Origin of the sequence: Exiguobacterium sp. ERU653 (assembly GCF_018617775.1) — a bacterium.
GTDB lineage: Bacteria > Bacillota > Bacilli > Exiguobacteriales > Exiguobacteriaceae > Exiguobacterium > Exiguobacterium marinum.
This window is the reverse complement of record NZ_JACSKV010000001.1, coordinates 863,198-877,497: the sequence shown is the minus strand read 5'-3', so window position 1 is coordinate 877,497 and position 14,300 is coordinate 863,198. Positions and strand designations below refer to the sequence as shown.

The following is a 14,300-nucleotide window of genomic DNA, read 5'->3' as shown; positions in this document are numbered from 1 at the left end:
TGAACTAGAATATCCAAATCTTAGCACCTTCGTTTACAGATGACAAGTTTCATTTCCATTTCAAAAATTACAAAATGATATTGAGATGCGAAGGAAAAGATGCGAGCAATTTAAATAGGTTTTCGCTATAATGGTCGTGAAAGGTGGAAATCGTCATGGAAGTCACATTATGGCTCGCATTTGGGGCGGGCGTCTTATCGTTTTTATCACCATGTACGCTCCCGTTGTATCCGGTTTTTCTATCGTATATTACCGGGGTTTCCGTATCTGAATTAAAAAATGAAGGATTGAAACAGCGTACAGCTTGGTTCCACACATTTTCGTTCTTATTCGGCTTTTCGATTGTCTTTCTCGTACTTGGATTATCGACATCGTTGATTGCAGACGTCTTCATCCAGTACAAAGATAGTCTACGGATGTTCGGAGCCATCTTGATTTTCGTATTCGGCGTTTTTTTGGCGGGCCTTTGGCAACCGCGATTCATGATGCGCGAAAAGAAAATGGATATCGGCGAACGAAAGAGTGGGTATTTTGGAACCGTATTAATCGGAATTGGGTTTGCAGCTGGTTGGACGCCTTGTACGGGTCCGATTTTAGCGGGCGTGATTGCACTTGCCGCAACGAATCCGAGCCAAGGTCTCGGCTACATGTTGGCGTATGTCATCGGTTTTGCGATTCCGTTTTTAGTGATGGTCGCCTTCGTAGGCAAAATTAAGTACTTAGCACGAAACAGCGCGAAAGTTGCAAAAGTTGGAGGCTATTTGATGATGGCGTTCGGCGTACTATTATATTTTGACGGAATGAATCGATTCGCGGCCTGGATGAGCGAACTTGTCGGATTCACCGGATTTTAAGGGGTTGATCGAGATGTCAATGTTATGGGGATCGACTCTTATTGCATTATTGATGGGGATCGTGGCAAGCTTCGTTCGTGTGAAAGCATCGGCGAAACCGACGAATGCAAAAAAAATCTTGATTCCACCGCTTGCGATGACAACAGGGATGATTCAGTTTTTGATTCCTGCGTTTCGCTTGTCATGGATTGAAGTACTTGAAGCGCTAGCGGTCGGACTGATCTTTAGTCTGTTCTTAATCAAAACATCAAACTTTGAAAAACGGGATGGGGAAGTGTATCTGTCCCGCTCGAAAGCATTTTTCATCGTTGTTTTTGCACTACTTGCGATTCGCACGGCGATGAAAGTTTGGGTCGGGCATGAAGTTGATATTTTCTCCACTGGAGGATTGTTCTATTTAATTGCGTGGGGGATGATTGTTCCGTGGCGAATTGCGATGTATCAGAAGTATAAACGAATCGCAATCACATGAAAATGGAGTGGCTCAAAGCCGCTCCATTTTTGTTTACCTCTCTTTTAGGATGGCGACTTCTGTCTCCGTATCGATTCTTATATTTGTTAAGTTTTGTTGCATCCTCTATTGATGATGTGTTCAAAAAAGTCATGAGTGGATGAGGAAGCGGCTGAGAAGACGAGTCCGGCAACGATAGTTACGAGCGTTCTCAATGCTGTCTGGAAATTGAACGAAGGGCTTAGATTATATAAATCGGAAGAAAAGTTACTATTTCCAAATAGTCAAATCGCCCAATTTGATAAACAAAAAAACTCTAGCCGAATCGGATAGAGTCTACTGCTGAAAATAATGTTCGTAAGGTGTCCAGTCAATTTTTTCTTCGGCCAGTGCTTTCTTTAGAAACTTGTGATCGCGTTTTGGCGTTGCAGCGATATATCCTTTTACAACGAGTTCGGTCGTCATCTTTTTAGCCCGGGATTCAAGTGCGAACTGCCCAATCTTCCCGGCGATTTTTCGGATGGCGACGTCGCGGAACAACTCGGGAACCGGTGAGACGAGCCGGTCTAGTAGCGTCCGAGTTTCCGGGGTCCATAGGTGAAGCGTTCTCTCTATATAATCATCTTCAATATCAAGTAGGGAACGTCCATCTTCTTTCGGCATTCGTTTTAAAAACTTGCGGAACATGAAGTACCCGCCAATCGTCATGAGACCAATCATGACGAATCCCCAGAATATAATGAAATACATCATCAAGTTTTCTGGCATCGTCTTTCCCCCGTTCTATTCATTCACTTACTTTCATCGTAAGTATACAAAAAAGAATCAAATTGCAAAAGGCGCACGTCCTGTTAGGATAGACGAACTGAATCGATTTCGTTAGAATAGAGAGCGTTGCTACGAGAATAAGCATGATCTGAGTCGAGAAAGGAAGGGTCTATAGTATATGAGCCAATTGAAACAGGAAGTTGAGAGACGTCGAATATTCGGCATCATCTCTCACCCGGATGCGGGGAAGACGACATTAACAGAAAAGTTACTTTTGCACGGTGGTGCGATTCGTGAGGCGGGTACGGTCAAAGCACGAAAAAATTCAAAACACGCCAAATCTGACTGGATGGAAATCGAGAAACAACGTGGAATTTCGGTTACATCGTCCGTCATGCAATTCATTTATCAAGATAAAGTCGTGTCGATTATGGATACACCTGGACACAATGACTTCGGTGAGGATACATACCGCGTGTTGACATCGGTCGACAGCGCGGTCATGGTCATCGATGCAGCGAAAGGTATTGAGGCACAGACGAAAAAACTATTCCAAGTTTGTCGTATGCGTGGGATTCCGATCTTTACATTTATGAACAAGTTGGACCGTCAGGCAAAAGATCCGCTTGAATTGATGGAGGAACTTGAAGAAGTGCTCGGCATGCCTTCTGTTGCCATCACATGGCCGATCGGGAGTGGGATGCAGTTCGAAGGTGTGTATGATCGAATGAAAAATGAAGTTCATTTGTTCCGTGGTGAGAAGTCGACGCTTCAACTGGGCGAGGATGGGGTGAACGACCCGGTGCTCGCTGATCATCTATCAGAAGAGAACTTGACAAATCTTCGCGACGAGATCGACCTTCTCGACGGAGCCGGGAACGAGATTGATGTGAATGAGATTCAAAGTGGTAAATTGACGCCAGTATTCTTCGGGACAGCACTTGTCGACTTTGGCGTGACTGCATTCTTGAATCATTATTTAAAGATGTCGCCAGCCCCAGAGGCACGTAAGTCGAACGTTGGTCCAATCAATCCTACGTCAGAAGACTTCAGTGGATTCGTCTTTAAAATTCAAGCGAACATGAACCCGGCACACCGCGACCGGATCGCATTCGTCCGCATCTGTTCTGGCGTTTTTGAGCGTGGAATGGACGTGACGCTCACACGGACTGGAAAGAAAATTAAATTGAGCCAGTCGACACAGTTGATGGCGAACGACCGTGAGACGGTCGATCAGGCATTTGCCGGTGATGTCATCGGGATCTATGACTCGGGGACGTATCAAATCGGGGATACGATTACGACATCGAAACAAAAGATTGCGTTCGAAGCGTTGCCGACTTTCCCGCCTGAATTATTCATGCGCGTATCGCCGGTCAACTCACTCAAGTCAAAACACTTCCACAAAGGTGTGGAGCAGCTCGCACAAGAAGGGGCAATCCAAGTCTATCGTAACGAGTACAACGAGATTTATCTCGGTGCTGTCGGACAACTTCAATTCGAAGTGTTCGAATATCGCTTAAACAACGAGTACGGCGTAGATATCCGAATGGAGCCGGTATCTTACAGTGTTGCACGTTGGGTGAAAGACAAGGAATTGAAAGCACTGAAACCGTTCCAAGACTCACGGAATATGCTCGTCACTGACCGTTGGGAACGTCCGGTCTTCCTATTCGCGAACGAGTTCACGTTTGAGCGTTTTGCAGAACGTCATGCCGATGACTTGACTCTCGTCGAGGCACTTGACGTCAATGAAGAGATTGGTACAGAAGAATAAGTTGTAAACACCTCGTTTTTGAGGTGTTTTTTGTGTTTAACTCCTAACGAATAACGTAATAAGTTTTACTTATGACTAATTTGTGACGGAATGTATTTTACGTCACGCTATACTTGTATTATGATAAATATGTGAAAAGTAAGCGATTACGCATTGTCGTGTGGTCGGCGCTTTCAAAAAGGGGGAAATTGCAATGGAACAGACGAATGTTTTAGACGCCTTCTCATCTCGAACTAAATTCGAGGTGAACGGGCAATCGTATGATTTTTATCGATTGAAAAAGTTAGAAGAAGAGGGATTAACGGACATCAGCCGTCTTCCTTATTCGATTCGTGTTCTGCTCGAATCGGTACTCCGTCAACAAGACGGTCGTGCCATCACGAAAGAACATGTCGAGAACTTGGCAAAATGGGGTACTGCCGACGTCTCGAAAGATATTGACGTACCGTTCAAGCCGGCACGTGTCGTACTTCAAGACTTCACTGGTGTTCCGACGGTTGTAGACCTCGCTTCACTTCGCAAAGCGATGGCAGACCTTGGCGGGGACCCGAACAAAATCAACCCAGAAATCCCTGTCGACCTCGTCGTTGACCATTCTGTTCAAGTAGATGCGTACGGCTTTGCTGGTGCGTTGATGAAAAACATGGATATCGAGTTCGAACGTAACGAAGAACGTTACAAATTCTTACGTTGGGCACAGACGGCATTCGATAACTATCGTGCCGTTCCACCAGCTACAGGAATCGTTCACCAAGTAAACTTGGAGTACTTGGCGTCAGTCGTGCTTGAGAAGAGCGATACGGAAGGTACAGTAGCTTACCCAGATTCACTCGTTGGAACTGACTCTCATACAACGATGATCAACGGTCTCGGTGTTCTCGGATGGGGTGTTGGAGGAATCGAAGCAGAAGCGAGCATGCTCGGTCAACCTTCATACTTCCCAGTACCAGACGTCGTCGGTGTCAAAATCATCGGTGAAGTCAACCCAGGTGTGACGGCAACCGATGTTGCGCTCGTCGTGACAGAGATGCTTCGTCATGAAAAAGTTGTCGGGAAATTTGTTGAATTCTTCGGTCCATCACTTCACACGATGCCACTTTCAGACCGTGCAACAATTGCAAACATGGCACCTGAATACGGTGCGACATGTGGGTTCTTCCCAGTGGATACGGAAACACTGAACTACATGCGTACGACAGGCCGTTCTGAAGAGTTGATCACACTCGTTGAAGAATATTCAAAAGCGAACGACCTCTTCTATACGCCAGATCAAGCGGATCCAACGTTCACGAAAGTGTTGACGCTCGACTTGTCAAAAGTTGAACCTTCACTTGCGGGTCCGAAACGTCCACAAGACCGAATCAACCTTTCAGACGTTCAAACATCATTCATCGATAGCTTGAGCGCTCCTGCAGGAAATAGCGGGTTCGGTCTCGACCGTTCAGAACTCGACAAAAAGGCGACGGTTAACTACGAAGACGGCGCAGTCGACATGAGCACGGGAGATGTCGCGATTGCTGCCATCACAAGTTGTACGAACACATCAAACCCATACGTCATGGTCGGTGCCGGACTCGTGGCGAAGAAGGCTGTCGAGCGTGGATTGACTGTTCCGAAGTATGTGAAGACGTCACTCGCACCAGGCTCGAAGGTCGTCACAGACTATCTCGACAAAGCTGGCTTGACTTCTTACTTGGACGAGCTTGGCTTCAATACAGTCGGATACGGCTGTACAACATGTATCGGAAACTCCGGGCCACTCGACCGTGAAGTGGAAGAGGCGATCACAGACAACGACTTGCTCGTCTCATCAGTCCTCTCAGGGAACCGTAACTTCGAAGGACGCGTTCACCCACTCGTCAAAGCGAACTTCTTGGCATCACCACCGCTCGTCGTCGCCTATGCTCTTGCGGGAACTGTCAACTTTGACGTCATGAATGATTCATTCGGTACGGATAAAGATGGAAATGAAGTCTACTTCAAAGACATTTGGCCATCGAACGATGAAATCAAGATGGTCGTTCAAGACGTTGTTTCCCCTGAAGCGTTCCGTAAAGAATACGAAACCGTCTTTACTGGAAACGAACGTTGGAACGCGCTAGAAGTGCCAGAAGGAAACTTGTATGATTTCTCTGATGAGTCGACATACATTCAAAACCCACCGTTCTTTGAACAACTCGAACCGGAAGCGGGTGAGGTGCACGCGTTGAATGGTTTACGCGTTATCGGGAAGTTCGCTGATTCGGTCACGACGGACCATATCTCACCAGCAGGCTCGTTCTCGAAGACGACACCAGCAGGTCAATATCTCCTTTCAAAAGGAGTGGAGCCAATCGATTTCAACTCGTACGGTTCGCGACGTGGTAACCACGAAGTGATGATGCGCGGTACGTTCGCGAACATCCGAATCCGTAACCAAGTCGCTCCGGGTACAGAAGGTGGATTCACGACTTACTGGCCAACTGGAGAAATCATGCCGATGTACGATGCGGCGATGAAGTATAAAGAGCAAGGGACTGGTCTCATCGTTCTTGCTGGAAACGACTACGGAATGGGGTCGTCCCGTGACTGGGCAGCAAAAGGAACGAACCTTCTTGGAATTCGTGCGGTGGTCGCGCAAAGTTTCGAGCGGATTCACCGTTCAAACCTTGTCATGATGGGTGTACTTCCACTTCAGTTCTTAGATGGGGAATCTTCAGAATCACTCGGTTTGACTGGTGAGGAAGCGATTGATATCCAAGTCGATGAGTCTGTTCGTCCGCGTGACATCTTAAACGCTAAAGCAACACACGAGAACGGAACGGTGACAGAATTCAAAGTCATCGCTCGTTTCGACTCGGAAGTTGAAATCGATTACTATCGTCACGGTGGAATCTTACAGATGGTTCTCCGCAACAAATTGAAATAAGCTGCACACCTTCCTTTGAAAAAAGGAAGGTTTTTTTCATGAATATGCGATTTTATGGTGAAAGTTTTAATGGAATCGGGAACAGGAAGAGAGGGAGGGGTATGCACATGGATCGAGATGAAAAAGTTGGAAAAAGTTGGTGGAAGCGGCTGATGCAACAAAAAGAAGTGGAGCCTGATCACGAGATTGATATCACGCTCTCTGAATTACGGCAAGCGATTCACGAATATGAACAAGCGTTGCCAAAAGGGGTAAATCGCACCGTCCTGTTGGATGACACGCAAGAAATCGACACGAAGCGATTGAAACATCATTTATCCGGAATTCCGAAACAACGCTTTTATATGTCAAAAGAAACATTTCATATCGTGCCTGAAGAAGAACGAGACGTCATATACGAGATGGATCAGGTGCAACGTGCCCTCGATCTGTATATGGATCAAGAAAAAAAATTACCGCTACGAAAATTTCAAGATTCATTACAACTAGATTTATCGCGATTAAGAGAAGGTGGTTATTTAAAAACGTTACCAAAACGACCGTACTACGTGGTGGACGAAACATTGATTGTCTCACTAGAACCTAAAGAGTCTACCTCTTGACAAGACACCTATATGTTTTGCGGTAAATGACACATTTAATGACAGATGGGGTTGTTACTTGTTTAAAAAGTATGTTAGGGTGGAAAACGTATATGAAAATAGAAAATTAAATAGGAGTGATTTTTATGGAACGGAAAAGCCGTGTGACGACCGTGTTCGTCGTATCTGCAATCATAACAGGCTTATTCACAATCTGGGGACTCTTCCCCGAGAGTGTCATTGGAAATGCGAGTCTACTCAATATAACGAGCACACTTCAAGGCTGGCTCTCAAACGGGATGGGTTGGTTCTATCTTTTGAGTGCGACAGGATTCCTGCTCGTTGCTATCTTTTTAATCTTTTCACGGTATGGCTCGATTCGTCTTGGGAAAGACTCGGACCGTCCAGAGTTTAGTTATTTGTCGTGGTTCGCGATGCTGTTTAGTGCCGGAATGGGGATTGGCCTCATCTTCTGGGGAGCAGCAGAGCCGTTACTTCATTTCCACTCACCACCATTCTCATCATTGACGCCTGAAGGAGACGCAAGGATAGCAATGCGTTATGCCTTTTTCCACTGGGGATTCCACCCATGGGCGATTTATGCGATGATTGCACTCGCCATCGCCTACTCGACGTTTAGAAAAGGACGTCCGGCGACGATTGGGGAAACGATCGGTTCGCTCGTCCACAATCGTTATGAAAAACCTGTGAAACAGACAGTCGATATCCTTGCAGTCATTGCGACGGCGTTCGGGGTAGCGACATCACTTGGTTTTGGTGCTCAACAGATTGCCGGGGGCCTTCATTACCTCATCCCTGGGGTACCGAACGCCTTCGTGACACAGTTGATCATCATCGCCGTCGTAACGGTTCTTTATATGATCAGCGCCTCAACAGGTCTCGACAAAGGAATTCGGATTTTAAGTAACACAAACATCTTCCTCGCCATCGTCTTACTCGTTGCAACGATGTTTGCTGGACCGACGGCGTTCATTTTCGACTTGTTTACGCAAACTGTCGGTACTTATTTGCAACAACTACCGGGTATGAGTTTCCGTACCGCCGCGTTTGAGCCGATTGAACGAGAATGGATCAACGGTTGGACAATCTTCTATTGGGCATGGTGGATCTCTTGGTCACCATTCGTCGGAACATTCATTGCGCGCGTTTCGAAAGGACGTACGATTCGTGAATTCATCATCGGAATCTTACTTGTCCCGACATCGTTTGGGCTCATCTGGTTCTCTGTCTTTGGTGGTTCAGCGATTTGGGCTGACTTGTTCGGTGGATACAACTTGATTGGTCAAGTAAACGAAATCGGTACAGAAATCGGACTTTTCGCACTGTTTGACACGTTCGGTGGATTTGGAACGGTACTGAGTATTGTCGCTGTCTTCTTGATTTCGACATTCTTTATCACATCTGCGGACTCTGCAACTTATGTATTAGGAATGCTCACATCGAATGGTAAGCTCGTTCCTCCAATGCGTATTAAAATGACGTGGGGGATCATTCAATCTTCAATCGCGGCCGTACTGCTTTATTCAGGAGGCCTTGCCGCCTTACAAGCTGTAGCGATTCTTGCGGCATTCCCATTCGTTTTCGTACTCATCTTTATGATCGTCGCCTTGTTCAAAGATTTGGCCGATGAACCAGATGAGCGAGACAAATGGCTCGAAATGCAAAAGAAAGATGAAGATAAGTTAGGTTAAACCAGTTAGGGTCTCTATGGAGGCCCTTTTTTAGTTAAAAATATTTTGCTTGTCTTCTTCGCTAGTGTAGGATAGTAAGTGAAGAAACGAGGAGGATAGGCTATGAAACAACAGATGAAAAAACGGTTGAGCTGGGTGATATTGGCCGGCATCCTCATTGTCGGGACGTTACTCGCTTATAATTTTTACGTTCTCTTTAATTTAAATGGTGAAGAGAAAGAACAGGTCGAACCTTTTTACTCAAATGTCGTGATCGGATACCAAGAGCGTAAACTTCCGAAAGAAGGAGAAAAACTCGAAGAACGGGAATATCTTGTCACATATGACGATGACGGACATTTTGTCTCGGAAGTCGTTACAGGTCCGAATGTCGGTGCAAAAGCAGAATGGGACGGAGAGACGTACTTGGAGTTTAACCCGGATGGGGAAGAGGTTCTACGCCAAGAAACGAATTCAGGAGCAGTTGCGCCACACCCGTTCTTGTCACGTGCCACGAACGAACAGATTCGTAAATGGCTTGATGATGGTACTCTTGGTTCAAGTGAAGGAGAGACGAATTTAGTTGGACGTACTGCGCAAGCTTACGTAAAGTCCGAAACAGCTGAAGCGGTTCCGAAAGAATGGATTGAAAATTATCCATCGATTTTCAGTGAGGAAGAAAATAAAGAAACAGTCACATATTATGTCGATGCGAACGAACGAATTTTGCTCGCGGCAGAATCGCGGAATAACGGGAAGTTATTCCATTCGATTCGGATGACATCTTTTGAATCAAGATAATCCGATGGGGAGCAGACATGATGTCGGCTCCCTTGTCGTCTGAAAGGGAGAACAGGATGAAACAAATTCAAGTAGAACAAGTTCAAACGGATTTGGCGAACTGGGAAGCGGGCGAAAAAATCAATGAAGCAGCATTGTTATCCTATGCACATTGGTCTCGAGCGACTCAGCATCAAGAAGAATTGATTCGTTCGTTGACCTTACTCGCAACGAATCGGCTCGAACAAAGGGAGTCGATGGACCCGTTACTAAACCGTTGGGTAAAAGAGTTGGAGTCGATGAATGCGTTACCCAATGAGTTGCGTTTATTTCAATTGAATGAGCTGTTGCGCCGTTCAAAGCAGGCACTTCAAATCGATTGGCCGACACTACGGGAAGCAGATTATGCATCGATGAAGGTACAAATTTTGACGGAGTACGAGTCTAAAACATCAGCACTACTCGACCAACTCGACCAACTCCATGATGAAGTAGAGACTGCAAAATCGGATTTGCGTGATTCCGAATGGCGAGGTCAGCTCGAGAAATTGTTTGAGGCGATTATCGAGGCAATGCAAGAAGTCGCATCTCTCGAAGATGATACGGCGTCCTTGCTTGCATCGATGCAAGGGAACTATTTCAGTCGGGAAGCGTTTCGTCGGTTCGGGGAACGTGTGGGATTCGTTAAGGAGCGACTGGACACAATCTGCAATCTGTTACCGGAACGTCAGAGCGAAACTCGGTCGAGTGCAATTGAATCACTCGAGGAGATGATTGGACTCGAGAACATTAAAGAGCGGGTGAAGGCGTGGTATCGCTTTCTTCTCTTCCAAAAAGAACGAGAGAAAGCAGGCTTCTCTTCGAAGCATCAGCCTTCCCTCCACCTCGTTTTCACAGGAAACCCGGGAACCGGCAAGACGACACTTGCAAGGCTTATGGCAGAAATCTATTTCGAGCTCGGTTTGCTCGGTCGTCCAGATCTCGTTGAGGCGGATCGCTCGAGCCTTGTCGGGGCATATGTCGGCCAAACAGAGGAACAAGTGATGAATAAGGTGAAGGAGGCAGAAGGTGGCGTCTTGTTCATTGATGAGGCGTATGCGTTAAAGCGTCAAGATGCGAGTGGAAGCGATTATGGACAAGCAGCCATCGATACACTTGTCGCAGCAATGACGAGTGGTGAATATGCCGGGAAGTTTGTCGTCATCCTTGCCGGTTATCCAGAGGAGATGCGCCATTTCTTACTCGCGAACCCGGGCTTGCGTTCAAGATTCCCTGAATCGAATCATTATGAGTTACCGAACTATCGTGACGAAGAACTGGTCGCCATCGGAGAAAAAGTGGCGCAAGAGAACAATTACGTATTGACCGAAGATGCAAAACGTGCGCTACTCTCTCGAATTGACCGGGAACGAGTCGATTTGACATTCGGGAACGCCAGAACCGTCCATAACATTTTACTTGATGCGATGTTTAAAAAAGGATCACGGTTTGGAGCAGATGCCCCTCTAGACGAAATGGCCCTATTGACGGAAGAAGACTTCGAACAGCCGATGGATGAATCGTCTCCGACTTCTTTAGATGACCTTGTCGGTATGGAGGAAGCGAAAACGCAGTTGGCAGAGATTGAAGCGCTCGTAAAGGTTCAGAAGAAACGAAAGGCGCTCGGTTTGAAAGCTGCACCCGTCCAACTCCATATGACGCTTACAGGAAACAGTGGAACTGGGAAGACGACCTTTGCTTACTTGTATGCACAGATGTTGAAACGCACAGGATACTTGAAGCGGGGACATGTTAATGTCGTCAGTCGAGCCGACTTGGTCAGTGGCTATGTAGGACAGACAGCTCAAAAAACAAAAGAAGCAATCCGTGACGCACTTGGTGGCGTATTACTCATTGACGAAGCGTATAGCTTGAATGGGGGAGTGAATGACTACGGTCGGGAGGCGATTGATACGCTTGTTGACGAGATGCCTAAACATGGTGAGAACCTTGTCGTCGTCCTTGCGGGATATGAAGGACCGATGCGCAGGTTGATCGAATCGAATCCAGGGCTGAGCAGTCGGATGAAACGCACGATCCATTTCGCTGACTATTCACAAAGTCAATTGGTGGAGATTGCTATAAATTATGCAAATCAGTTCGGATACGTGATAGACGATGAAGCGGTTGAAGCATTGGCGACTCGATTGGGAGAAATTAAGGACGCGAATGCACGAACTGCTCTTTCCGTCATTGATGAGTCGATTGCGCGTCAATCGTATCGTATCGTATCGAATGAAGAGGAAGAAGCATCGCTTCAACAGTTATTAGTAGTAGATATTAAGAGCAAGCTATAATATACTGACGTTAGGAAAGAAGGATGATTCAATGCATACGATTCAAATTCCAGTAAGATATCAAGAAACGGACATGATGGGAATCGTCTATCATGCCAACTATTTGGTTTATTTAGAGATTGCGCGTACTGAATTGTTACGACAACTTGGGGTCGAATACAAAGATATGGAAGAGGCGGGATTTGTTTCACCCGTGACGAACGTTACTGTCGATTATAAACGGAGTGTGACATTCGGTGATACGGTCCATGTCCGCGTATGGGTTGATCAGTATTCGAAAGTCAGAACGATTTATGGGTATGAGTTGACGAACCAACAAGGCGAACTTGTCGGTAAGGCAACGACTACACATGTGGTCGTCAAACGAGGTGATTTTAAACCGATTCGCCTCGATCGTGAATTTCCAAAATGGCATGAGATGTACATGAGCGTCATGAATCCTGTTTAAGAATCTTCTGTCTTCGTACCGTCAGTGTGGTATCATATCTTGACGGTACTTTTTGATATTTAGAAAGGGGAAGATCGCATGCGTTATCCATCATTCCTGATGGTTTGCGGCGCCTTGACGTTTACATTGGTCGGTTGTATGACAAACGAGCAAGTTGAACCGAAAGAACCAACGACACAGTCACCAACAATAGATGAATCACAGACATCACCAAACTCAGATCGTGAAGACGATGTGGATACGGAGTCACCTACTGACGAAGAGTCGACAGATGATAAACCAGAAGTCGACGGACAGCCAACTGAACCGGATCCATCTACAGAGATGGAACCAACGATACCTGCCCAACCGATTGAGATAGATGGTGTGGCAAACTTGGAATTAGATGAATTAATTCTTGTGAATAAACAGATTGCACTACCGGCAAATTATCAGCCCGCCGATTTAGTTGAAGCGAATATTGATTTTGTTGATTCGACGGTCGGTGAGCGCCGGATGTTGCGTAAAGAGGCAGCAGTGGCGATTGAACGTTTGATGAAAGATGCGAAAACGGAAGGGATTGACTTAAAGGGGACAAGCGCATTTCGTTCTTACGCCTATCAAGTGAATCTATTCAATGCTTACGTCGAACGCGATGGAAAAGAACAAGCCATGAAGTATTCCGCTCCTCCAGGTCATTCTGAGCATCAGACTGGCCTTGCAATCGATGTATCGAGTGCATCTGTGAACTATCAACTCACTCAAAACCTTGGCGAAACGGTTGAAGGGAAATGGTTAGCGGACCACGCCCATGAATATGGCTTTATCATCCGCTATCAACGAGCGTTTGAGGAAGAAACAGGGTATATGTACGAGCCGTGGCACTTACGCTTTATCGGTATGGAACATGCCAAACAAGTGCATACTTTAAATAAACCATACGATCGTTATATTCAGGAATTTATGAAGTAAGGGGAATTGCGATGCCATATATGATAGAAATCATGATTATACTTTTAAGCTATTTACTCGGGGCGATCCCGTTCGCACTCATCATCGGCAAGATTGGCTACCGAGTAGATGTACGTGAACACGGAAGTGGCAACTTAGGGACGACAAATACGTTTCGAGTCCTTGGAAAGAAAGCCGGTATCCTTGTTTTGCTCGGAGACATGGGGAAAGGGTTCGCAGCGGCGCTGTTACCACTTTTATTTGGTAGTGAGATGAGTTTGCTCCTAGCGGGGATTCCTGCGGTCATTGGGCACTCTTATCCGATTTTTGCGAAATTCAAAGGTGGTAAATCAGTCGCAACGAGTGGTGGAGTTCTCCTAGCGGCATTCCCGTGGTTCTTCTTTGTCGTTGTCGGTACGTTTATTGTGACACTTCTCATCTCTCGAATGGTGTCCCTCTCTTCCATGGCTGCGGCGGCGGTCGGACTCGTGACGGCAACGACGTATAGCTTATTGACGAAAGATTGGTTACCGTTAATCGTTATCGTGCCACTGGCATTATTTATCATCATCAAACATCGTACCAATTGGCAACGTATACGAGCGGGGAAAGAACCGAAAGTTCCACTCTTTCAAAAAAAGCCTAAGTCTTGATTCATACAGGCGCGTCTATTGAGGACGTGCCTTTTATTGTGTATTGTTGTTGATTTACATAAAAAAGAAACAAAATCATGTTGGATTTGCTCGTTCTTTACTTTCACTTTACGTTAAATTTAC

At 46.1% G+C, this 14,300-nt stretch carries 12 protein-coding genes; 11 read left to right on the top strand and 1 reads right to left on the bottom strand.

What is annotated here, in order from left to right:
- Positions 1-155 precede the first annotated feature (155 nt).
- Both KNO95_RS04520 and KNO95_RS04515 read left to right on the top strand, forming a co-directional pair.
- Complete coding sequence (locus KNO95_RS04520) at positions 156-854, top strand: cytochrome c biogenesis CcdA family protein (protein WP_026825859.1); 699 nt, start codon at positions 156-158, stop codon at positions 852-854.
- A gap of 19 nt (positions 855-873) precedes the next feature.
- The gene (locus tag KNO95_RS04515; protein ID WP_026825860.1) at positions 874-1,326 is read left to right on the top strand and encodes a CcdC family protein; all 453 of its coding nucleotides are present in this window, start codon (positions 874-876) and stop codon (positions 1,324-1,326) included.
- Positions 1,327-1,641: 315 nt separating this feature from the next.
- Here KNO95_RS04515 and KNO95_RS04510 read toward each other — a convergent pair whose 3' ends face one another.
- On the bottom strand, positions 1,642-2,073 hold the full coding sequence (locus tag KNO95_RS04510) for a DUF2621 domain-containing protein (protein WP_026825861.1): 432 nt from the start codon (positions 2,071-2,073) through the stop codon (positions 1,642-1,644).
- A gap of 178 nt (positions 2,074-2,251) precedes the next feature.
- On the opposite strand from KNO95_RS04510, the gene KNO95_RS04505 reads away from it, so the two are divergent.
- From KNO95_RS04505 to plsY, 9 genes are all read left to right on the top strand, one after another.
- On the top strand, positions 2,252-3,850 hold the full coding sequence (locus KNO95_RS04505) for a peptide chain release factor 3 (protein ID WP_026825862.1): 1,599 nt from the start codon (positions 2,252-2,254) through the stop codon (positions 3,848-3,850).
- Positions 3,851-4,043: 193 nt separating this feature from the next.
- Entirely contained in the window at positions 4,044-6,758 is a 2,715-nt protein-coding gene (acnA, locus tag KNO95_RS04500; protein WP_026825863.1) for an aconitate hydratase AcnA, read from the top strand.
- Between the two features lie 107 nt (positions 6,759-6,865).
- The gene (locus KNO95_RS04495; protein ID WP_251125023.1) at positions 6,866-7,360 is read left to right on the top strand and encodes a DUF3939 domain-containing protein; all 495 of its coding nucleotides are present in this window, start codon (positions 6,866-6,868) and stop codon (positions 7,358-7,360) included.
- Between the two features lie 125 nt (positions 7,361-7,485).
- The gene (locus KNO95_RS04490) at positions 7,486-9,051 is read left to right on the top strand and encodes a BCCT family transporter (protein ID WP_214701940.1); all 1,566 of its coding nucleotides are present in this window, start codon (positions 7,486-7,488) and stop codon (positions 9,049-9,051) included.
- A 102-nt stretch (positions 9,052-9,153) separates the two neighbouring features.
- Positions 9,154-9,831: a hypothetical protein gene (locus KNO95_RS04485; protein ID WP_214878386.1), complete on the top strand. Its 678-nt coding sequence runs from the start codon at positions 9,154-9,156 to the stop codon at positions 9,829-9,831.
- A gap of 56 nt (positions 9,832-9,887) precedes the next feature.
- Positions 9,888-12,146: an AAA family ATPase gene (locus tag KNO95_RS04480; protein WP_214878384.1), complete on the top strand. Its 2,259-nt coding sequence runs from the start codon at positions 9,888-9,890 to the stop codon at positions 12,144-12,146.
- Positions 12,147-12,177: 31 nt separating this feature from the next.
- Positions 12,178-12,594, top strand: a complete 417-nt coding sequence (locus KNO95_RS04475; RefSeq protein ID WP_026825868.1) for an acyl-CoA thioesterase — start codon at positions 12,178-12,180, stop codon at positions 12,592-12,594.
- Between the two features lie 78 nt (positions 12,595-12,672).
- On the top strand, positions 12,673-13,545 hold the full coding sequence (locus tag KNO95_RS04470) for a M15 family metallopeptidase (RefSeq protein ID WP_214878381.1): 873 nt from the start codon (positions 12,673-12,675) through the stop codon (positions 13,543-13,545).
- A gap of 23 nt (positions 13,546-13,568) precedes the next feature.
- A complete protein-coding gene (gene plsY, locus KNO95_RS04465) occupies positions 13,569-14,177 on the top strand; it encodes a glycerol-3-phosphate 1-O-acyltransferase PlsY (protein WP_214699930.1) in 609 nt (202 codons plus the stop codon).
- The last annotated feature ends 123 nt before the right edge of the window (positions 14,178-14,300 follow it).

Coding starts and splice junctions, on each gene's coding strand:
- KNO95_RS04490 (WP_214701940.1), top strand. CDS start 7,486: ATGGAACGGAAAAGCCGTGTGACGACCGTGTTCGTCGTATCTGCAATC.
- KNO95_RS04520 (WP_026825859.1), top strand. CDS start 156: ATGGAAGTCACATTATGGCTCGCATTTGGGGCGGGCGTCTTATCGTTT.
- KNO95_RS04510 (WP_026825861.1), bottom strand. CDS start 2,073: ATGCCAGAAAACTTGATGATGTATTTCATTATATTCTGGGGATTCGTC.
- acnA (WP_026825863.1), top strand. CDS start 4,044: ATGGAACAGACGAATGTTTTAGACGCCTTCTCATCTCGAACTAAATTC.
- KNO95_RS04495 (WP_251125023.1), top strand. CDS start 6,866: ATGGATCGAGATGAAAAAGTTGGAAAAAGTTGGTGGAAGCGGCTGATG.
- KNO95_RS04480 (WP_214878384.1), top strand. CDS start 9,888: ATGAAACAAATTCAAGTAGAACAAGTTCAAACGGATTTGGCGAACTGG.
- KNO95_RS04515 (WP_026825860.1), top strand. CDS start 874: ATGTTATGGGGATCGACTCTTATTGCATTATTGATGGGGATCGTGGCA.
- KNO95_RS04485 (WP_214878386.1), top strand. CDS start 9,154: ATGAAACAACAGATGAAAAAACGGTTGAGCTGGGTGATATTGGCCGGC.
- KNO95_RS04475 (WP_026825868.1), top strand. CDS start 12,178: ATGCATACGATTCAAATTCCAGTAAGATATCAAGAAACGGACATGATG.
- KNO95_RS04470 (WP_214878381.1), top strand. CDS start 12,673: ATGCGTTATCCATCATTCCTGATGGTTTGCGGCGCCTTGACGTTTACA.
- KNO95_RS04505 (WP_026825862.1), top strand. CDS start 2,252: ATGAGCCAATTGAAACAGGAAGTTGAGAGACGTCGAATATTCGGCATC.